The sequence below is a fragment of the Streptococcus sp. oral taxon 064 genome (assembly GCF_001683375.1).
Lineage (GTDB): Bacteria > Bacillota > Bacilli > Lactobacillales > Streptococcaceae > Streptococcus > Streptococcus oralis_S.
This window is the reverse complement of record NZ_CP016207.1, coordinates 15,027-36,419: the sequence shown is the minus strand read 5'-3', so window position 1 is coordinate 36,419 and position 21,393 is coordinate 15,027. Positions and strand designations below refer to the sequence as shown.

General features: G+C 41.6%; 19 protein-coding genes. 18 read left to right on the top strand and 1 reads right to left on the bottom strand.

Annotation, left to right across the window (positions count from 1 at the left end; all coding sequences use genetic code 11):
• The first annotated feature begins 57 nt into the window (after positions 1 to 57).
• From AXF18_RS00185 to AXF18_RS00135, 11 genes are all read left to right on the top strand, one after another.
• Positions 58 to 1,368, top strand: a complete 1,311-nt coding sequence (locus AXF18_RS00185; protein ID WP_065371300.1) for a glycosyltransferase — start codon at positions 58 to 60, stop codon at positions 1,366 to 1,368.
• Between the two features lie 8 nt (positions 1,369 to 1,376).
• A complete protein-coding gene (locus tag AXF18_RS00180) occupies positions 1,377 to 2,480 on the top strand; it encodes a glycosyl hydrolase family 8 (RefSeq protein WP_065371299.1) in 1,104 nt (367 codons plus the stop codon).
• A gap of 122 nt (positions 2,481 to 2,602) precedes the next feature.
• On the top strand, positions 2,603 to 4,003 hold the full coding sequence (locus AXF18_RS00175; RefSeq protein WP_065371298.1) for a bifunctional Cof-type HAD-IIB family hydrolase/peptidylprolyl isomerase: 1,401 nt from the start codon (positions 2,603 to 2,605) through the stop codon (positions 4,001 to 4,003).
• 1 nt (position 4,004) lies between these two features.
• Complete coding sequence (locus AXF18_RS00170) at positions 4,005 to 4,364, top strand: S1 RNA-binding domain-containing protein (RefSeq protein WP_000689618.1); 360 nt, start codon at positions 4,005 to 4,007, stop codon at positions 4,362 to 4,364.
• Positions 4,365 to 4,417: 53 nt separating this feature from the next.
• Entirely contained in the window at positions 4,418 to 5,167 is a 750-nt protein-coding gene (locus tag AXF18_RS00165) for a tRNA1(Val) (adenine(37)-N6)-methyltransferase (protein WP_049489909.1), read from the top strand.
• Positions 5,157 to 5,441, top strand: coding sequence for a GIY-YIG nuclease family protein (locus AXF18_RS00160; protein WP_065371297.1), 285 nt, complete (start codon positions 5,157 to 5,159; stop codon positions 5,439 to 5,441). Before AXF18_RS00165 ends, AXF18_RS00160 begins: the two co-directional genes overlap by 11 nt.
• 85 nt (positions 5,442 to 5,526) lie before the next feature.
• The gene (locus AXF18_RS00155; protein WP_049519060.1) at positions 5,527 to 6,462 is read left to right on the top strand and encodes a manganese-dependent inorganic pyrophosphatase; all 936 of its coding nucleotides are present in this window, start codon (positions 5,527 to 5,529) and stop codon (positions 6,460 to 6,462) included.
• 52 nt (positions 6,463 to 6,514) lie between these two features.
• Complete coding sequence (locus tag AXF18_RS00150) at positions 6,515 to 6,841, top strand: DUF2568 domain-containing protein (RefSeq protein ID WP_065371296.1); 327 nt, start codon at positions 6,515 to 6,517, stop codon at positions 6,839 to 6,841.
• Positions 6,842 to 6,963: 122 nt separating this feature from the next.
• Complete coding sequence (locus AXF18_RS00145) at positions 6,964 to 7,476, top strand: YiiX/YebB-like N1pC/P60 family cysteine hydrolase (RefSeq protein ID WP_065371295.1); 513 nt, start codon at positions 6,964 to 6,966, stop codon at positions 7,474 to 7,476.
• Entirely contained in the window at positions 7,460 to 8,110 is a 651-nt protein-coding gene (locus tag AXF18_RS00140; RefSeq protein ID WP_065371294.1) for a DUF1803 domain-containing protein, read from the top strand. The genes AXF18_RS00145 and AXF18_RS00140 overlap by 17 nt, the downstream gene beginning before the upstream one ends.
• 101 nt (positions 8,111 to 8,211) lie before the next feature.
• Positions 8,212 to 8,412, top strand: a complete 201-nt coding sequence (locus AXF18_RS00135) for a CsbD family protein (RefSeq protein WP_065371293.1) — start codon at positions 8,212 to 8,214, stop codon at positions 8,410 to 8,412.
• 30 nt (positions 8,413 to 8,442) lie between these two features.
• Here the strand turns inward: AXF18_RS00135 and AXF18_RS00130 are convergent, their stop codons facing one another.
• Positions 8,443 to 9,888: a UDP-N-acetylmuramoyl-L-alanyl-D-glutamate--L-lysine ligase gene (locus tag AXF18_RS00130; RefSeq protein ID WP_065371292.1), complete on the bottom strand. Its 1,446-nt coding sequence runs from the start codon at positions 9,886 to 9,888 to the stop codon at positions 8,443 to 8,445.
• A 105-nt stretch (positions 9,889 to 9,993) separates the two neighbouring features.
• On the opposite strand from AXF18_RS00130, the gene AXF18_RS00125 reads away from it, so the two are divergent.
• The 7 genes from AXF18_RS00125 to murC all read left to right on the top strand — a co-directional run bounded on the left by AXF18_RS00125 (position 9,994) and on the right by murC (position 21,384).
• Positions 9,994 to 11,616, top strand: coding sequence for a polysaccharide biosynthesis protein (locus AXF18_RS00125; RefSeq protein WP_065371291.1), 1,623 nt, complete (start codon positions 9,994 to 9,996; stop codon positions 11,614 to 11,616).
• A 202-nt stretch (positions 11,617 to 11,818) separates the two neighbouring features.
• The gene (locus AXF18_RS00120; RefSeq protein ID WP_065371290.1) at positions 11,819 to 13,777 is read left to right on the top strand and encodes a peptide ABC transporter substrate-binding protein; all 1,959 of its coding nucleotides are present in this window, start codon (positions 11,819 to 11,821) and stop codon (positions 13,775 to 13,777) included.
• A gap of 145 nt (positions 13,778 to 13,922) precedes the next feature.
• On the top strand, positions 13,923 to 15,017 hold the full coding sequence (locus AXF18_RS00115; protein WP_065371289.1) for a cystathionine gamma-synthase: 1,095 nt from the start codon (positions 13,923 to 13,925) through the stop codon (positions 15,015 to 15,017).
• Between the two features lie 7 nt (positions 15,018 to 15,024).
• Entirely contained in the window at positions 15,025 to 16,191 is a 1,167-nt protein-coding gene (locus tag AXF18_RS00110; RefSeq protein WP_065371288.1) for a MalY/PatB family protein, read from the top strand.
• A gap of 92 nt (positions 16,192 to 16,283) precedes the next feature.
• Positions 16,284 to 19,379: a DEAD/DEAH box helicase gene (locus AXF18_RS00105; protein ID WP_065371287.1), complete on the top strand. Its 3,096-nt coding sequence runs from the start codon at positions 16,284 to 16,286 to the stop codon at positions 19,377 to 19,379.
• Positions 19,380 to 19,426: 47 nt separating this feature from the next.
• Entirely contained in the window at positions 19,427 to 20,038 is a 612-nt protein-coding gene (locus AXF18_RS00100; RefSeq protein WP_065371286.1) for a cystathionine gamma-synthase, read from the top strand.
• A gap of 11 nt (positions 20,039 to 20,049) precedes the next feature.
• Positions 20,050 to 21,384: a UDP-N-acetylmuramate--L-alanine ligase gene (gene murC / locus AXF18_RS00095; RefSeq protein WP_049501527.1), complete on the top strand. Its 1,335-nt coding sequence runs from the start codon at positions 20,050 to 20,052 to the stop codon at positions 21,382 to 21,384.
• Positions 21,385 to 21,393 lie beyond the last annotated feature (9 nt).

Here is a 21,393-nt window from a genome sequence, read left to right as displayed (position 1 = left end):
TTATTGCATATAATATTCTTTACTATCGGGTGAATAAGAATTTTAAGGCGGTGAAACATGATTAGTCAAATACTGATGATTTTTACCTTGCTTACAATTTGGATTTCTCTGGCTTGGGGCTTGGTAATTCTCTTTTCAGCTGTTCACTTTTGGTTTAAACACAGCGATTTTCGTGTAGACACTTCGCCCTTGCCTTATTATCCGAAGGTTACCATTGTCGTACCTGCTCATAATGAGGATGTGGTTATTGCACAAACGACAAAAGCTATCTTGGACATGAATTATCCTCACGACCGTGTGGAGTTGCTCTTGTTTGCGGATAACTGTTCGGATAACACCTATGCAGAGTGTTTGTCTGTACAAGCTATGCCTGAATATGCAGGAAGAAATCTTACTATTATCGACCGTACTGGTACGGGAGGAAAAGCGGGCGTTCTAAACGATGCTTTGGAGATGGCAACGGGTGAATATATCTGTGTTTATGATGCGGATGCCATGCCTGAAAAGAACGCTCTTTATTTCCTTGTAAAAGAAGTGATGAAGGATCCAGAACGTCACGTGGCATCTTTCGGTCGCAACAAGACTCGAAATGCCAATCAAAATTTCTTGACTCGTTGTATCAACCAAGAAATCGTTGTTACTCAGCGCGTGCACCACGTTGGGATGTGGCATCTCTTTAAAATTGGGCGTATCCCAGGAACCAACTTTCTAATTCAAACCGACTTTGTAAAGAGTATCGGTGGTTGGAAAAATGGTGCCTTGACAGAGGATACCGATATTTCTTTCAAAATCATGCAGAGTGGTAAATTGATTGCCCTTGCCTATAATTCAGAGGCTTTCCAACAAGAACCTGAGACCTTAAAGAGTTACTATATGCAGCGTAAACGTTGGGCGAAAGGAAATTATGAAGTTGTTCTCTCAAACTTTAAGCATTTATTTAGCAGAGGAAACTGGCGTGTCAAACTAGAAGTCTTTAACTATTCGTGTGTTTTCTTTTGGTTTAACTTTGCCATTGTTCTATCGGATTTGATTTTCCTAGCGAATGTGCTAGCAATCTGTCTTAACCTTTTCTTCCCAGATATCAGGGTTCCATTCGCTTTTGATGCGGACAATATCTACATCGCCCAGCTCATGCTCTTCAACTGGATACTTATGATTGGTCTCTATTTGATGCAAATTATGACGGCATTAGCAAGTCAATTTGGACAAGCGACGACTAAACAAATCTGGTTGGCCTTGGCATCTTATTTTAGTTATTCTCAGATCTTTATCATCGTATCGGTTGATTCTATTTCATCTATTATACTGGATAAGGTACTTCGACGGAAAGAAACCAAGTGGGTTAAAACCAAACGGTTTGCAGGATAGGAGGTTCTATGAAAACAAATAAATTAAAATATGTATGGTTTGTGCTCATTCTTTCTATCTTTTGTTTAGCCTTGTTTTTAGCAAGAGGAAGGACTAAAATCGAGATGCGGAATCGAATTTACAGCCAATGGAGCCAACAGTTCCTTGTTACAAAAGGCGATCAGTCTTTTGTTCGTACGACGAATGATTCTGAGGAAACGACAGTTCTATCAGAAGCCCAAAGTTACGGTATGCTCATAACGGTTTTAGCAGCCCAAAAAGGACAAGCAAGTCAAGCAGATTTTGATAACCTCTATCGCTATTATCAAAATCATCGCATAGAGGGAACGCAGTTAATGTCTTGGAAACAAGTGATCAAAAATGGTAGTGAAACGGTCAAAAAGCAAAATGCAACTGATGGAGATCTCTACATCGCTTATTCTTTGATTGAAGCTTCTAAGCAGTGGCCAGATAAAGCTCAGGAATACCAAGAACAAGCTAAAAAAATCTTAGAAGATATACTTCGATATAATTACAATAAAGAGACGGGTGTTTTAACAGTAGGGAACTGGGCAAATAAGAATTCCGATTATTATTACTTGATGCGGACATCTGATACTCTTCCTCACTATTTCCAGTCTTTCTATGACCTGACTGGAAACAAACAGTGGTTAGATGTTAAGGATAAGATGCTTGGGCAATTGGAGCAAATCAGTTCTCATTCTGATACGGGTCTCTTGCCAGACTTTATCTGGGCTGAGAAGTCAGGGGCACGTCTTGTTGATGCCAACACTATCGAATCTCAATACGATGGGGCGTACTCTTATAACGCTTGCCGTTTGCCTTATCACTTGTCACAGAGCCAGGATGAAAGAAGCCAAAAACTCGTTCAAAAGATGATGAATTTCTTTATGAAAGAGCAGCGCATTTATGCTGGTTATGACTTGAACGGAACGGCCCTCAATCAATACCAGGCAGGTAGTTTCTTGGCACCGATTACCTACGCGTCTGACAAGGGAGAAGGCTATCTGAAACTTCTTCAGCAAAATAAATACATTTTCACACAAGATTTACCTTTGGACAACTACTATGATGCAACGATGATTACCATGATTGCTCTAGAGATGTTCTAGGATGAAAAGAGAGGGCTAGTTTTACTGGCTCTCTTTTTGATAGGATTTTCATCTTTTTTCAAAAAAGGAATTTCATCAGCTTTATGGTATAATGGAAAGAGTGATGGAAAAGAGGTAGAGAGATGGATGCGAAATTAAAATACAAGGCAAAAAAGATTAAAATCGTCTTTTTTGATATCGATGATACTCTGCGTACGTCAAAGACAGGTTTTATTCCAGCTACAATTCCTACTGTCTTTAAACAGTTGCGTGAAAAAGGAATTTTAACAGGAATCGCCTCTGGACGTGGTATTTTTGGTGTTGTTCCAGAGATTCGTGAGCTCAAACCGGACTTTTTTGTAACTCTAAATGGGGCCTATATAGAAGATAAAAAAGGTAAGGTCATTTATCAACATCAGATTGACAAGTCAGATGTTGAGGAGTATATCTCTTGGACGAAGGAAGAGGGAATTGAGTACGGCCTGGTTGGTAGTCATGACGCCAAACTCTCCACGCGAACAGAACTGATCAGTGAAGCTATTGATCCGATTTATCCAAACTTGGATGTGGATCCTGACTTCCATGAAAAAGTAGAGATTTATCAGATGTGGACCTTTGAAGATAAAGGAGATGCCTTGCGCTTGCCAGAGTCTTTATCGGATAAACTTCGAATGGTGCGTTGGCATGAACATTCATCAGATATCGTGCCGATTTCAGGTTCAAAAGCCACAGGTGTAGCCAAGGTGGTGGAGCATTTAGGCTTGAAACCAGAGAATGTCATGGTTTTTGGTGACGGTCTCAATGACTTGGAACTCTTTGATTATGCTGGAATCAGTATTGCCATGGGAGTTTCCCATGAAAAAATCAAAGAAAAAGCAGATTATATTACAAAAACAGTAGAAGAAGATGGCATTTTTGGTGCCTTAGAAGGATTTGGTATGGTAGAAAAAGAATTGCATTTCCCACAAGTAGAAATTGAAACAGTAGAAGGCCCTCTTGCGACCATTAAGACAAATCACGGAGACTTGCGTATCAAGCTCTTCCATGAACAGGCTCCCAAAACAGTAGCCAACTTTGTTGCTCTTTCAAAAGATGGTTACTATGATGGTGTGATTTTCCATCGTATTATCAAGGACTTTATGATCCAAGGTGGAGATCCAACTGGTACTGGTATGGGTGGTGAGTCAATCTACGGCGACTCTTTTGAAGATGAATTTTCTGAAGAACTTTATAATATCCGTGGTGCTCTTTCTATGGCGAATGCTGGTCCAAATACCAATGGTAGCCAGTTCTTTATCGTGCAAAACCAACACTTGCCATACTCTAAGAAAGAGATTGCGCGTGGTGGTTGGCCAGAACCAATCGCTGAGATTTATGCAGAACAAGGTGGAACTCCTCACCTTGACCGTCGTCATACTGTTTTTGGGCAATTGGTAGATGCAGAATCGTTTGCGGTCTTGGATGCCATTGCAGCTGTTGAGACTGGTGCAATGGACAAACCAGTTGAAGATGTAGTAATTGAAACGATTGAAATTGAGGACTAGAATGAAAATTGGTGATAAGCTAACTGGGCGTATTACAGGAATTCAGCCCTATGGTGCTTTTGTTGAGTTAGAGACAGGGGTGACAGGGCTGATTCACATCTCGGAGATTCGGACGGGATTTATTGAAAATATCTATGACATTTTAAAAATTGGCGATGAAGTCCAAGTTCAGGTGGTGGATTTTGACGAATACACTGGGAAAGCCAGTCTTTCTATCCGTACTTTGGAGGAAGAAAAACATCAATTGCCAAGACGGAGACGTTTTTCAAATGATCGGATCAAGCATGGTTTTGCTCCTCTTGCCCGAATGATGCCTGTTTGGACGCGTGAGGCATTAGAGCATTTAAAGAAGAAGCCATAAATACGATTATTCAAATCATTTGTAATATTAACATAATTTGTTATAATAAAAGTATGAAAGAAGAACAATTATTAAAACCAGGAGAGCGAATCAACCAGCTCTTTTCGACAGATATCAAGATCATTCAAAATAGAGAGGTGTTTAGCTATTCGGTGGATAGTGTTCTCTTGTCACGCTTTCCTCGCTTCCCTAAACGGGGTTTAATTGTGGACTTTTGTGCTGGAAATGGTGCAGTGGGACTTTTTGCAAGCAGTCGTACAGAGGCAAAAATTCTCTCTGTAGAGATTCAAGAGCGCTTGGCGGATATGGCAGAGCGTTCGGTTCAGTTAAATGGCTTGGAAGAGCAGATGCAGGTCATCTGTGATGATTTGAAAAATATGCCTGTCCACATTCAGGGAAGTAAGGTGGATATGATCTTGTGTAATCCGCCTTATTTTAAGGTAGATCCGCATTCCAATCTGAACGAGAGTGAACACTACCTTCTGGCCAGACACGAAATTACGACTAATCTAGAAGAGATCTGCCGAAGTGCTCAGAGTATTCTCAAGTCTAATGGCCGTTTGGCCATGGTCCATCGTCCAGATCGACTCTTGGATATCCTAGATATGCTCAAACGCCACAATTTGGCACCCAAGCGTCTTCAATTTGTCTATCCGAAACGTGAGAAGGAGGCCAATATGCTCTTAATCGAAGCCATCAAGGATGGATCGACCAGTGGCTTTAAGGTCTTGCCACCACTCATCGTTCACAATGATGATGGTTCTTATACCCCAGAAATTCAAGAGATTTACTATGGATCATAAGGCATATATGTATGTGGTGGAGTGCCGTGACGGTTCTTACTATACTGGTTATACGACAGACGTTAAGAAACGCCTTACCGTTCATAATAGTGGTAAGGGAGCAAAGTATACCCGAGCTCGCTTGCCAGTCAAACTCATCTATGTAGAGGGTTTTGCCAGTAAGGAAGAAGCCATGTCTGCAGAGGCTCTCCTCAAACGAAAGAAACGCCTGCAGAAAGAACGATTTTTATCCGAAAATCAAGAGAAAAATCTAGTCAACCATATTGATGTCTAAGGAGGAGTCTTTTGGCTTCTCTTACTTTTGTCAAAAGAGGAAAAAAGTGCTACAATAAGATGAATAAATTTAAAGAGGTATTATCATGTCTAAGATTCTAGTATTTGGTCACCAAAATCCAGACTCAGATGCCATCGGGTCATCTGTAGCCTTTGCCTATCTTGCAAAAGAAGCTTATGGATTGGACACAGAAGCAGTAGCACTTGGAACTCCTAATGAAGAAACAGCCTTCGTTTTGAACTATTTTGGTGTAGAAGCACCACGCGTCATTACATCTGCTAAAGCAGAAGGTGCAGAGCAAGTCATCTTGACTGACCACAATGAATTCCAACAATCTGTATCAGATATCGCAGAAGTAGAAGTTTACGGTGTTGTAGACCACCACCGTGTGGCTAATTTTGAAACTGCAAGCCCACTTTACATGCGCTTGGAACCAGTTGGATCAGCATCTTCTATCGTTTACCGCATGTTCAAAGAACATGGTGTAGCTGTTCCTAAAGAAATCGCAGGTTTGATGCTTTCAGGTTTGATTTCAGATACTCTTCTTTTGAAATCTCCAACAACTCACCCATCTGACAAAGTCATTGCGCCTGAATTGGCTGAATTGGCTGGTGTCAACTTGGAAGAGTACGGTTTGGCTATGCTCAAGGCTGGTACTAACTTGGCTAGCAAATCTGCTGAAGAATTGATTGACATCGATGCTAAGACCTTTGAACTCAATGGAAATAAGGTTCGTGTAGCTCAAGTAAACACAGTTGATATCGCTGAAGTTTTGGAACGCCAAGCTGAAATTGAAGCTGCAATGCAAGCTGCCAATACAGCAAATGGCTACTCTGACTTTGTCTTGATGATTACAGATATCGTTAACTCAAATTCAGAAATCCTTGCTCTTGGATCAAACATGGACAAGGTGGAAGCAGCCTTTAACTTCAAACTTGAAAACAACCATGCTTTCCTTCCAGGTGCCGTTTCACGTAAGAAACAAGTGGTGCCTCAGTTGACAGAAAGCTTTAATGGGTAATTCTTAATGAATATTTGGAACTGTTAATTTGACTATTATAGAAGGTGATAGCATGATGCGATTGATTGAAGGACTGCGCTTTTTGGTTGAGGTTGTGGCAATCCTTGGTCTTTTCTCCGTGTCTGTGATACAAATTTCTTGGCTGGAAAAATTCCTATTTTTTCTTCTAGCAGTTCTATTAATCTTATTTTGGGCACGATATATGGCACCAAAATCTCCACATGCTTTTAAAAAATGGCATCGACTTGTTGCTGAGATATCGATTTTTATTTTAGTTAGTGGTAGTTTTTGGCATTTGTATGGATTGCAAATAGGAATCCTATACTTAGTTCTGTCTTTTGGAAGTTTGGGTCTGCTTTATTATTTTCAGCTAGAGTGACTCTTATAATATAGTTAATGAATTATTTAAATGGTAATTATTTGACTGGAGATTGACACGAGAAAACGGTGTTTTCCATATAGCTAAAGGGGTTTCGGCTCCTTTTTTTCTAGGAGAGAAAGATGTTAGAAAATGGTGATTTGATTTTTGTGAAGGACCTTTCAGATATGGGGCAGGCCATCCAGGCTTCTACTGGGAACTATAGTCATGTAGTAATCTTTTTGGACGGTTTGATCTACCATGCTAGTGGACAAACAGGGGTTATCTGTCAAGAACCGGATGAATTTTTTGAACCGACTCATCTTTACGACCTTTATGTCTATCCAGAGCTGGAAGCTGACTTGGTAAAGGAGAAGGCTTGCCAGCATCTAGGTGCTCCTTATAATAGCTCGTTTTACCCAGATGGTTCTGGCTTTTACTGCTCCCAGTACATCGCTGAAATCCTACCGATTTTTGAAACTATTCCCATGAAATTTGGGGATGAGGAGCAGGAAATTAGTGATTTTTGGAGGGACTATTACAGGAAACTCGAACTTCCTGTGCCTCTGAATCAACCGGGGACCAATCCTAGTCAACTAGCAGCATCCCCTCTATTAGAATGTAAAGAAAGGAATCTTCATGATTCAGATTTTTAACCCCTCCCGTCTGACTCGACAGCCATTTTTTATAGATTTGGTGGATTATCTGGACCAGCATGACGATGTGATTCTTCGAGAAATCAAGGCCCAGTTTCCAGATGTAGCAGTTGATAAGCTAATGGAAGAGTATATTAAGGCAGGTTTGATCCTAAGGGAAAACAAACGTTATTCCCTTAATCTCTCTTTTCTAGAATCAATAGACAGTCTGGTCCTTGACCAAGAAATTTTTGTCAGAGAGGACAGTCCAGTTTATCATGCTTTGCTGAAGAAGACTTTTGAGACAGAATTGCGCAATCAAACCAATGCTGCCATTTTAGTCGAACGTACGGACTTTGCAAGAGAAAAGATGACCCTATCCAACTATTTCTACAAGGTCAAGCACCAATATCCTTTGACAGAAAAACAGCAGAAACTCTATGATATTTTAGGAGATGTTAACCCTGAGTATGCCCTCAAATATATGACGACTTTTTTGTTAAAATTCCTCAAAAAAGATCAACTGATGCACAAACGCCGTGATATCTTTGTGGATAGTTTGGTCGTCCTAGGCTATATTGTGCAAAACGAAGAAGGTAAGTATGAGTTGGCTGTTGATTTCGACAAGGAACGGTTGATTTTCTATTTGTCTTAATTGCTTGCTTTTGAGCAGATTGTTTGACTTTGCTAAAGAATAAGCATAAACTAAATGTAAGCGATAACCATTATCGCATTAAAAGCAAAGGAGACAGAGCTATGTCACTTGAAAATAAATTGGATCAAGCAACTGGTGCTATCAAAGAAGGATTTGGGAAAGTTACTGGTGATAGCAAGACAGAAGCAGAAGGTACTGTAGAAAGAACAGTTGCGAAAGCAAAAGAAGTTGTTGAAGATGCTAAAGGTGCTGTAGAAGGTGCCGTTGAAGGTCTTAAAAATTCATTTAAGAAAGAAGACTAAAAAAATCAAGGGAATGTTTCCCTTGATTTTTTATAGATAACGTTCTGCGATAGCCGCATCTCCAGGATAGTCTTCTTTCTTTCCTTGGACGATCTGGTAGCAATCAGCTCCCTTACCAGCAATAATCACGGCATCAAGTTCTTGATTTGTGATGGCCATAGCTGCCTTGATGGCTTGTTCACGATCGGCAATCTTTTCAACAGGATGACTGATATAGCTGCTGATTTCTTCAGCAATGGCCATTGGATCTTCATAGTTGGGGTCATCCGCTGTGAGAAAGACTTGAATCTCAGGATGTTGATTGAGGAGGAGACCAAAGTCTTTGCGACGACTTTCACCCTTGTTTCCAGTCGAACCGAGAACCAGAGCGATCTTTCCAGTTTGATGGGTTTCAACAACAGAAATCAGTTTTTTCAGACTGTCGCCATTGTGAGCATAGTCGATGAAGACCTTGGCTCCATTTTTCTGAGTGAGAACTTCCATACGTCCAGGGACGCGGGTTGCAGCGATCCCTTTTTTGATGTCCTCCAGACTGGCACCTAGACGAAGACAGGCAAGTCCTGCAGCAACTGCATTTTCTTGGTTAAAGTGGCCGATGAGTTGGATATCATAATCACCAGCGAGTTCACCTGTAGCGGAAAAGCTAAAGGCTTTGGAGTTCTCGATTTGGTTACTTGACTGGCTACCATAGAAGTCATGCTCTTGATCTTCCACTTGTTCTTTCAATACAGAAAAGTGGTCCATGTCGCTATTAATGACAACTGCTCGGCTATTTTTCATCAAGAGACGTTTGTGATAGAAGTAGTCTTCAAAGCTAGGATGCTCAATCGGACCGATATGGTCAGGAGTGATGTTGAGAAAGACACCTACATCAAAGGTCAGGCCATAGACTCGATGAACAAGATAGGCTTGGCTAGAGACTTCCATTACAAGATGGGTTCTTCCATTCTTAACAGCCTGAGCCATCATGTCGAAGAGATCGATATTTTCAGGCGTTGAGAAGGAAGATTTAAAGAAGGTCTCGCCATCCAGAGTTGTGTTCATAGTTGACAAGAGAGCTGTTGGGTAGCGTTGCGATAGGATGTGGTAAGCAAAGTAAGCAGCTGTTGTCTTTCCTTTTGTCCCTGTGAAAGCGAGAATTTTGAGTTTCTCTTGTGGATTTCCATAAAATTCCATCGCAATCAAACTCATGGCTTTTTTGATATCGTTCACAACGATGACGGGGATACCAACCTCGTAGTCCTTTTCTGCGACATACCAGGCTAAGCCCTGACTTATAGCAGATAGGAGGTATTCTTTTTTAAAAGCAGCGCCTTTTGCAAAAAAAAGAGTGCCTTCTTTTACTTTTCGACTGTCGTAACTGATGCTGTCAAAAACAACTTCACTGTAGTTGTAGTGGTAATGTCCTTGGTCAATAATCTCGCGAAAAAGGCCATCCTTCTTTAAAATATCTAATACGGTTTCAATCTTAATCATACTTTCTATTATAAACTTCAAGCCCGAATTTTACAAGTAACAAGGAAAAGTTTATAATGGAAGATAAGGAACTTTTCCTAGTTATCAAAATTGAATGAGGAAGCTATGTCTAACGAAAACAATCACCAGCAGGCCCAGATGTTGCGAGGAACTGCTTGGCTAACAGCTAGTAACTTTATTAGTCGCCTCCTTGGTGCTATCTACATTATTCCCTGGTATATCTGGATGGGGACTTATGCCGCTAAGGCCAATGGTCTCTTTACCATGGGCTACAATATTTACGCCTGGTTCTTGCTGATTTCGACAGCGGGTATCCCAGTTGCGGTCGCCAAACAAGTGGCTAAGTACAATACCATGCGAGAAGAAGAACACAGCTTTGCCTTGATTCGGAGTTTCCTAGGCTTTATGACTGGCTTGGGCTTAGTCTTTGCCTTGGTCTTGTATCTCTTTTCTCCCTGGTTAGCAGATTTGTCAGGTGTGGGGAAAGATTTGATACCTATCATGCAGAGCTTGGCTTGGGCGGTCTTGATTTTCCCATCTATGAGTGTCATTCGAGGATTTTTCCAAGGGATGAATAACCTCAAACCTTATGCCATGAGCCAAATCGCCGAGCAGGTAATTCGTGTTATCTGGATGTTGTTGGCGACCTTCTTCATTATGAAGATGGGGTCTGGTGACTACTTATCAGCAGTTACTCAATCGACCTTTGCTGCCTTTGTGGGGATGGTGGCAAGTTTTGCAGTTTTGATTTATTTCCTTGCCCAAGAAGGTTTGCTTAAAAGAGTTTTTGAAACACGGGATAAGATCAATAGTAAGCGACTCTTAGTCGATACCATCAAGGAAGCCATTCCCTTTATCCTGACAGGATCAGCCATTCAACTCTTCCAAATCTTAGACCAGATGACCTTTATCAATAGTATGAAGTGGTTTACTAACTACAGCAATGAAGACTTGGTTGTCATGTTTTCTTATTTCTCAGCCAATCCCAATAAAATTACTATGATTTTAATCTCTGTGGGAGTTTCAATCGGGAGTGTCGGCTTGCCGCTTTTGACGGAAAACTATGTAAAAGGTGACTTGCAGGCGGCGGCTCGCCTAGTCCAAGATAGCCTCACCATGCTCTTCTTATTTCTACTACCGGCAACGGTTGGAGTGGTCATGGTAGGGGAGCCTCTTTATACAGTTTTTTACGGTAAGCCAGATAGTCTGGCCATGGGATTATTTGTCTTTGCAGTTTTGCAGTCTACTATCCTAGGATTGTATATGGTCTTGTCTCCTATGCTTCAGGCCATGTTCCGAAACCGCAAGGCAGTTCTTTACTTCATCTATGGTTCCATTGCTAAGATTGTCTTGCAATTGCCAACCATAGCTATTTTCCACAGCTACGGTCCTTTGATTTCAACGACTATCGGCTTGATTATTCCAAATGTCTTGATGTACCGAGACATCTGCCAGGTAACAGGTGCTCGTCGAAAGATTATATTGAAGCGAACCATCTTGATTACCATCTTGACCCTTGTCATGTTTATCCTAGTTGGCTTCTTGCAGTGGCTACTCGGTTTTGTCTTCCAACCAAGTGGACGTTTCTGGAGTTTCCTTTATGTGGCTCTCATCGGAGGGCTTGGAGGAGGTCTTTATGGTTTGATGAGCCTACGGACACGACTCTTGGACAAGATAATCGGCAAAGCTCAAGCAGACCGACTACGTACACGATTGAAAATATCGTAAAAAGATTTATAAATAAAAGTAACGAATTTAACCTTTCTTTAATAGAAAGGTTTTTATACTACATTTTTCTTAAAAAAAGAGAACTTTTTCTAAAATCAAGAGCAAAAAATATGTTTTTTTAAGTTTTTCTTCAGAAATCACTTGACTAAATAAAACCAAAGCTGTATAATAAGACAAAACTTTTAAACAGGAGGTTCTGGAAATGAAAAAGTCTAAGGCCAAGTATCTGACACTTGCAAGTGTCGTGTTAAGCGCAGGTATCTTACTGAGCGCATGTGGAAATTCAAGTAGCGCTTCTAAAACATATAACTATGTTTATTCGAGCGATCCATCTAGTTTGAACTATCTTGCAGAAAACCGTGCAACAACCAATGACATCGTGACCAATTTGGTGGACGGGTTGATGGAAAATGACCAATACGGTAACTATGTTCCATCATTGGCAGAGGATTGGACTGTTTCTCAGGACGGTTTGACCTATACTTACAAATTGCGTAAGGATGCAAAATGGTATACTTATGAGGGTGAAGAATACGCCCCTGTAACGGCCCAAGACTTTGTGACAGGTTTGAAATATGCTGCTGATAAAAAATCCGAAGCCTTGTACCTTATTCAAGACTCGGTAGCAGGTTTGGATGACTATATCAACGGGAAAACAACTGACTTTTCAACTGTCGGTGTTAAGGCGATTGACGACCAAACAGTTCAGTATACTTTGACACGTCCAGAACCTTATTGGAATTCTAAAACAACTTCAACCATTCTCTTCCCTGTCAATGCAGACTTCCTGAAATCAAAAGGGGATGACTTTGGTAAGGTAGATCCTTCTAGTATTTTGTATAGTGGACCTTTCTTGATGAAATCTTTTGTTTCAAAATCTGTTATCGAATACAAGAAAAATCCAAATTACTGGGATGCTAAAAATGTCTTTGTGGACGATGTGAAATTGACCTACTATGACGGTAGTGACCAAGATGCTCTAGCTCGTAACTTTGCAGAAGGAGTCTATAGTTATGCTCGTCTCTATCCTAATAGTTCAAGCTTTGAAGGGATTAAAGAGAGCAATAAGGATAACATTATCTATAGTATGCAAAACGCAACTTCTTATTACTTGAACTTCAACTTGGACAGAAAATCTTATAACTTCACTTCTAAGTCCTCAGATATCGAAAAGAAATCAACCCAAGAAGCAGTTCTGAATAAAAACTTCCGTCAAGCCTTCAACTATGCTTATAACCGTACAGCCTATGGAGCACAATCTCAAGGGGAAGAAGGAGCAACAAAGATTATTCGTAACTTGGTTGTACCTCCTACGTTTGTAAGTATCAACGGAAAAGACTTTGGCGATGTTGTTTCAGAAAAGATGGTCAACTATGGCCAAGAATGGCAAGGAATCAACTTTGCAGATGCGCAAGATCCATACTACAATCCTGACAAGGCCAAGGCTAAATTTGCAGAAGCTAAGAAAGAATTGGAAGCTAAGGGTGTACAATTCCCAATCCACTTGGACGTATCAGTTGACCAATCAGCTAAAAAAGGTGTACTTGAAGCAAGTTCTTTGAAACAATCCATCGAATCTGTTCTAGGAGCTGAGAATGTGGTTATCGATATCCAACAGCTATCAACAGATGACTTTGACAACTCTAGCTACCTAGCTCAAACTGCAGCTCAAAAAGACTTTGATATCTATAATGGCGGTTGGAGTGCGGACTACTTGGATCCATCAAGTTATCTTGATATCTTAAATGTCAATAACGGTGGTATGTTGCAAAACCTTGGTCTAGAACCAGGTGAGGTCAATGACAAGGCTAAGGCGGTTGGTCTGGATACCTACACTCAAATGTTGGAAGAAGCTAATAAAGAGCAAGATCCAGCAAAACGTTATGAAAAATATGCTGAAATTCAAGCTTGGCTCGTTGATAGCGCCCTTGCAATTCCAAACGTTTCCCAAGGTGGAACACCTGGCTTGAGAAAGACAGTTCCATTCTCAGCGCCATTCTCACAAGCTGGAAATAAGGGTGTCGAATCATACAAGTACCTCAAGTTGCAAGATAAGACTGTAACGACTGATGAGTATGAAAAAGCTAAAGAAAAATGGCAGAAAGAAAAAGAAGAATCAAATAAAAAAGCGCAAGAAGAACTGGCAAAACACGTTAAATAACCAGTCTATTCAACAGGAAAAACGATAGTTTCTTAAGGAACTATCGTTTTTATATAGTTTGAAACTATAACTAGCTCTTGAAAACAAGAAAATGAGTTGGCGAAAATAAATGATACAATAGTTACTATAGATTTGGAGGTATTGTATGAGCAAAGAACTACACATCAACACAATTTTGGCCCAGGCAGGGATCAAGTCAGATGAGGCAACAGGTGCCTTGGTGACGCCGCTTCATTTTTCAACCACTTATCAGCATCCAGAGTTCGGTCAGTCTACGGGATTTGACTATACTCGGACTAAAAACCCAACTCGCAGTAAGGCGGAGGAAGTCTTGGCGGCAATCGAATCAGCAGATTATGCCCTAGCGACAAGCTCAGGTATGGCTGCGATTGTACTGGCCTTTAGTGTCTTTCCGGTAGGAAGTAAAGTCTTGGCTGTGAGAGATCTTTATGGGGGTTCTTTCCGTTGGTTTAACCAAGTCGAGCAAGAAGGCCGTTTCCATTTTACCTATGCCAATACAGAAGAAGAGTTGATTGCTGAGTTAGAGAAAGATGTGGATGTTCTCTATATTGAAACACCAACCAATCCCTTGATGTTGGAATTTGATATTGCCAAACTAGCCAAACTAGCTCATGCCAAGGGTGCCAAGGTAGTGGTGGACAATACCTTCTACAGTCCGATTTACCAACGACCGATTGAAGATGGTGCGGATATCGTTCTTCATTCGGCTACCAAATATCTAGCAGGGCACAATGATGTCTTGGCTGGGGTCGTTGTGACTAATAGTTTAGAACTATATGAGCAACTGTTCTATAATTTGAATACGACTGGTGCGGTCTTGTCACCATTTGATAGTTATCAGTTGATTCGTGGTCTTAAAACTCTACCTCTTCGTATGGAGCGTTCTACAGCCAATGCCCAAGAAGTGGTTGCCTTTTTGAAGGATTTACCTGCAGTTAAGGAAGTGCTTTATACTGGACGTGGGGGTATGATTTCCTTTAAAGTAGTGAATGAAAAGCGTATTCCTCATATTTTAAATAGCTTGAAGGTCTTCTCTTTTGCGGAAAGTTTGGGTGGGGTAGAGAGTCTGATCACCTATCCGACAACTCAAACCCATGCGGATATTCCAGCAGAAGTGCGCCATTCCTATGGCTTAACAGATGACCTCTTGCGTTTATCCATTGGGATTGAGGATGCTAGAGATTTGATTGCGGACTTGCGCCAAGCTTTGGAGGGATAAGATAGATATGGGAAAATATGATTTTACAAGCCTGCCCAATCGTTTTGGGCACCATACCTATAAATGGAAAGAAGCGGAAGCTAATCGCGAAGTTCTACCAGCCTGGATAGCAGATATGGACTTTGTGGTTTTGCCTGAGGTTCGACAAGCTGTACAAGCCTACGCAGATCAGTTGGTCTATGGCTATACTTATGCAAGTGATGCTTTGATTCAGTCGGTTCAGGACTGGGAAGCTACACAACACGGCTATCACTTTGACAAGGATGCCCTCGTCTTTATAGAGGGAGTGGTACCAGCTATTTCAACAGCTATTCAAGCCTTTACAAAAGAAGGAGAGGCTGTTCTGATTAACACACCGGTCTATCCACCTTTTGCCCGCAGTGTCAAACTGAACAATCGCAGATTGATTACCAATTCTTTGGTGGAAAAGGATGGGCTCTTTGAGATTGACTTTGATCAGTTGGAGAAGCAATTGGTGGAAGAGGATGTGAGGCTTTATATTCTCTGCAACCCCCACAATCCTGGTGGACGTGTTTGGGAAAAGGAAGTGTTAGAAAAGATTGGTCATCTCTGCCAAAAACATGGTGTTTTGTTGGTTTCAGATGAGATTCACCAAGATTTGGCCCTCTTTGGTCACAAACACCAGTCTTTTAACACCATTGATCCCGCCTTTAAAGACTTTGCCCTTATCTTGAGCAGTGCCACTAAAACCTTTAATATTGCTGGGACCAAGAATTCCTATGCAGTTATTGAAAATCCAAAGCTTCGTGTTGCTTTCCAAAAACGGCAGTTGGCCAATAACCAGCATGAAATCTCAGGTTTGGGATATTTGGCGACAGAAGCTGCCTACCGTTATGGTAAGGACTGGTTAGGAGAGTTAAAAGAAGTCATCGAGGACCACATTGACTATGTAGTAGATGTTTTGGGCAACGAAACCAAGATTAAGGTCATGAAACCGCAAGGTACCTACTTAATTTGGCTTGATTTTTCAGCCTATGACCTAACGGATGACCGCTTGCAAGAGCTTTTGAAGAATGAAGCCAAGGTTATCTTGAATCGAGGTTTGGACTTTGGAGAGGAGGGAACTCTTCATGCCCGCCTCAATGTGGCTATGCCGAAGTCAGTACTGGAAGAGGTTTGCCAACGCATCGTGACCACTTTTGCTACACTTTAAAAATCCAGCCTTCTAGGAGAAAACTCTTCCTAGAAGGCTATTTTCGTAGGGGAAAATGTGGTATAATGAAAAGATAAGATAAAGGGGTAACTATGGCTAAATTGATTCCAGGAAAGTTGCGCATGGAGGGGGTTACACTCTATGAAACAGGCAACATTGAGATTATCAAGGAAAAAGGGAATCGCCTCTATACTCGTGTGGCGGGAGAAGACTTGCGCTACAGTTTAGAGGATGATCTGGTTTTTTGTGCTTGCGATTTTTTCCAAAAAAGAGGTTACTGTGTTCACCTAGCAGCGCTCGAGCATTATCTGAAGAATGATGAAGAAGGCCAGGTGATTTTACAAGCCTTAGAAAAAGGACATGAAGAGCAAGAAGAGGTCGAAACCAAGGTTGGTTTTGGTGGTAGTTTTTTGGAGCGGATCCAACCTCAGAAGAGAGAGAAAATCTACACTTTGTCGGCTCAAGGCCAGGTAGAAGCTGGGACCAATCGCCTCCTTTGGACACTCCGAATCGGTTTAGTTGATAGTCAAAAATATTATGTCATTCGTGACATCCCTCTCTTTTTGAAGGTCTTGGTCCATCGAAAGCCATATATGATTGGGAAGCACTATGAAAATGACTTGTCTTGGGATGCTTTTGATACAGCTAGTCAAGATGTTCTTACTTTTTTATGTGGCTTGATTGAGGAGGGACTGAGTCAAGAGATCTTTTTCCCTAATCAAGGTCGTCACCTCTTTTTCCCTCTGACCTTTTTTGAACAGGGAGTGGAGTTGCTGATGAACTTGGAAGATTTTCATTTTGAGCACCAGATTACTAGTTATGAAAATCTTCTCTTTCATGATTTAGATCCCGATGCGAAACTGTTCTCTTTTTCCGTGCAGGAGTATCCCGATTATTTTGAGATGGAGATTTCTGAAAGTGAGCGAGTTAACGTATTCTATGGAGGGGCAGTTCTCTTTCGTAAGGGGAATCTTTATCTCTTAAACCCTAAACAAATCAGCCTCCTAAAGGAAATCAAAGAGCTCCCTCAGGAGGAAAGAGGGAGAAAATGCCTCCAGTTTGACAACAGTGATCGTGACCGTCTGGCCGCCTGTCTGCCTTTGTTTGGACAGCTGGGCACAGTTTCTGCTCCTGAGCGCTTGCAAATCAGACCCTTTTCACCAATCTTTTACTTTGATAGGGAGGATGACGGCCGTATCCGCTTGGATATCCAGTTTGACTATGGAGATGTTAAGGTGACTAGTCGTCAACAGCTGGAACAATTACCTTTTTCAAGCGATGCTGTCTTGGAAAACCAGCTATTTCAAGTCTGTCTAGGAGCTGGTTTTGAGGCCGATTTTCAGTCTTGGAGACAGGCTTTGAAGTCGGAAGTGGTTTATTCTTTCTTTCACCATACGATTCCAGCTTTTGAGAAGTTGGGTCAGGTTTTCTTGTCTGATGAGATGAATCAGCTCTACAGCGTCCAAGCCCCTCAGGTTCAGATTGAGTCCAAGGGAGGACTGTTGGAAATCCAATTTGATTTCCAAGGGATTGCCCAAGAAGAGATTGATCAAGCTCTCAAAGCCCTGACCAGCAATCAGGATTTCTATATCAGTTCTTCTGACCAAGTGTACTTTTTTGATGAGGAAACCAAGCAGATTCGTCAAAATTTACAGGAACTGGGGGTTGAGCTAAAAGATGGTTCTTTTCAGGCTCGGAAATCCTTAGCTTACAGTCTGTCTCAGCTTTTTGAAGGTCGAGATAGGATCTCCTTCTCAGAGGAATTTCAGCATTTAGCTCATGATTTGACCCATCCAGAGGATTTTCCTTTGGGAGATATACGGGTGCAGGCGAGTTTGAGAGAATATCAGGAAAAGGGAGTCCGTTGGCTCCAGATGCTTCACCACTATGGCTTTGGTGGCATCCTAGCCGATGATATGGGACTGGGAAAAACACTGCAAACTATTGCTTTTTTGACTAGTCAGGTGACCGAAGATAGTCGGGTCTTGATTTTAGCACCGTCAGGTTTGATCTACAATTGGGCAGATGAATTCAGGAAATTTGCCCCACAGTTGGATTTGGCTGTCATTCATGGTTTGAAAGCGAATCGAGAAGCGATTCTTTCTGAAAATCACCAAATCTATGTGACTAGCTATGCCACCTTTCGTCAAGACAGCGAGCTTTATCAAGAGATGGCTTTTGATTTTCTCTTCTTAGATGAAGCTCAGGTCATGAAAAATGCCCAAACCAAGATTGCTCAGAGTTTGCGCCAGTTTGTGGTGCCAGCAGTTTTTGCTTTGTCAGGTACGCCCATCGAAAACCATTTAGGAGAGTTGTGGTCTATCTTTCAAATTGTGCTTCCGGGGCTCTTGCCAAGTAAAAAGGAGTTTATGAAATTACCGGCTGACCGAGTCGCGCAGTTTATCAAACCCTTCGTCATGAGGCGTAAGAAAGAAGAAGTTCTTACAGAACTGCCTGACCTGATCGAAGTCGTCTATAAAAATGAACTGGAAGACCAGCAGAAGGCCATCTATCTGGCCCAGTTGCAACAGATGCGAGACCGTCTAGCCCAAGTGACAGACCAAGAATTCCAGAGAAGTCGGGTAGAAATCTTATCCGGTCTTATGCGTTTGCGCCAGATCTGCGATACGCCAGCTCTCTTTATGGACGATTATCAGGGATCCAGTGGTAAATTGGATAGTCTCCGAGATTTATTGCTACAAGTGGCTGATGGTGGGCATCGGGTCTTGATTTTCTCCCAGTTCAAAGGAATGTTGGAGAAAATCGAGCAAGAACTCCCAAATTTGGGCTTGACCTCCTTCAAAATTACGGGCTCAACTCCTGCTCAAGACAGACAAGAGATGACTAAAATATTTAATCAAGGGGAAAGAGATATCTTTCTCATCTCCCTTAAGGCAGGTGGTGTCGGTCTCAATCTGACAGGAGCTGACACCGTCATCCTAGTGGACCTCTGGTGGAATCCTGCTGTCGAGGCTCAAGCTATCGGACGAGCTCACCGAATGGGACAGGAGCGGAAGGTAGAGGTTTACCGTTTGATTACTAGAGGGACCATTGAAGAAAAGATTCAAGAACTCCAAGAACAGAAGAAACACCTGGTTTCCCAAGTTTTGGATGGAACGGAATCGCGTGCGAGTCTTAGTCTGGCAGAAATTCGAGAAATTTTAGGGATTTCTGAAGCCAGCACTTGAAAAATCAAGACAATACGCTATAATGAAGTGTTGAAAGGAAATACAAAATGAAACAAGATCGATTTCCACTGGTGTCAGATGATGAGATCATGCTGACCAAAATGCCAGTCATGGACTTGTACGATGAGTCAGACTTTATTAGCAATATCAAAGGTGATTACCGTGATAAGAACTATTTAGAATGGTCTCCTATCAATGAGGAAGAAACCGTAGTTTCTCCAGTGGTTAATAAGGAGTCAAAGCCAAGCCCAGAACCTAAAAAAGTTGAAAAAACCTATGCTGAATTGGCTCGAGAAGAGGCGCGTGCGGACTTGAAGAAGAAACGTTCAGCCAAGTATTTGACTCAGGATGTTAGTCATACTAGACGACACAATGGTTCAACACTTGTTCGTCAAGGAAACCAACCAACAGCACCATTTCAAAAGGAAAATCCAGGTGAGTTTGCTAAATTTAGTAAAAACTTGAGCCAGTCTCACTATATCTTAGCTGAGGAGGTTGGCCAAGTGGCGAATCCAACTCCGAAAACCCAAACGGAAAAAGCTAACAAGAACAACTATGATTTTCTAAAGAAGAGTCAAATCTATAATAAAAAGAATAAGCAAACGGAACAGGAACGTCAGGTTGCCCAAGAGTTGAATCTGACAAGAATTACTGAGTAGGGGAGAAAAGCATGTCAAAAACATATCATTTTATTGGAATCAAGGGATCAGGGATGAGTGCCCTAGCCTTGATGTTGCACCAAATGGGACACAAGGTTCAAGGTTCAGACGTTGAAAAATACTACTTTACTCAACGTGGACTAGAGCAGGCAGGAATTACGATTCTTCCTTTTGATGAAAAGAACCTGCAAGGTGATGTGGAGATTATCGCGGGAAACGCCTTCCGTCCAGATAACAACGTTGAAATCGCCTATGCGAACCAAAATGGCATCAGCTATAAACGTTATCACGAATTCCTCGGTAGCTTTATGCGCGACTTTGTCAGCATGGGAGTGGCAGGAGCACATGGAAAAACTTCAACGACAGGTATGCTGTCACACGTCTTGTCTCACATCACAGACACCAGCTTCTTGATTGGTGACGGGACAGGTCGTGGTTCAGCCAATGCCAAATATTTTGTCTTTGAATCAGACGAATATGAGCGTCACTTCATGCCTTACCACCCAGAATACTCTATCATCACCAACATTGACTTTGACCATCCAGACTACTTTACAAGTCTAGAGGATGTTTTCAATGCCTTTAACGACTATGCCAAACAAATTACCAAAGGTTTGTTTGTATACGGTGAGGATGCTGAGTTGCGTAAGATCACAGCCAATGCGCCAATCTATTACTATGGCTTTGATGCTGAGGGAAATGACTTTGTAGCTAGCGACCTTCTACGTTCTACAACTGGTTCGACCTTCACCGTTCATTTTCGTGGTCAAGAATTGGGACAATTCCACATTCCAACCTTTGGTCGTCACAATATCATGAATGCGACAGCTGTTATTGGTCTTCTTTACACAGCTGGCTTTGATTTGAACTTGGTCCGTGAACACTTGAAAACTTTTGCAGGTGTTAAGCGTCGTTTCACTGAAAAAATTGTCAATGATACAGTGATTATTGATGACTTTGCTCACCATCCAACAGAAATCATTGCAACCTTGGATGCAGCTCGTCAGAAATACCCAAGCAAGGAAATCGTGGCAGTCTTCCAACCGCATACCTTTACAAGAACCATTGCCTTGTTGGACGAATTTGCCCATGCATTGAATCAAGCAGACGCCGTCTACCTAGCGCAAATCTATGGATCAGCTCGTGAAGTGGACCATGGTGATGTCAAAGTAGAAGACTTAGCCAATAAAATCAACAAGAAACATCAGGTTATCACTGTTGAAAATGTTTCTCCACTCCTAGACCATGACAATGCTGTTTACGTCTTTATGGGTGCAGGAGACATCCAAACCTATGAATATTCATTTGAACGTCTCTTGTCTAACTTGACAAGCAATGTCCAATAAGGAAAACAG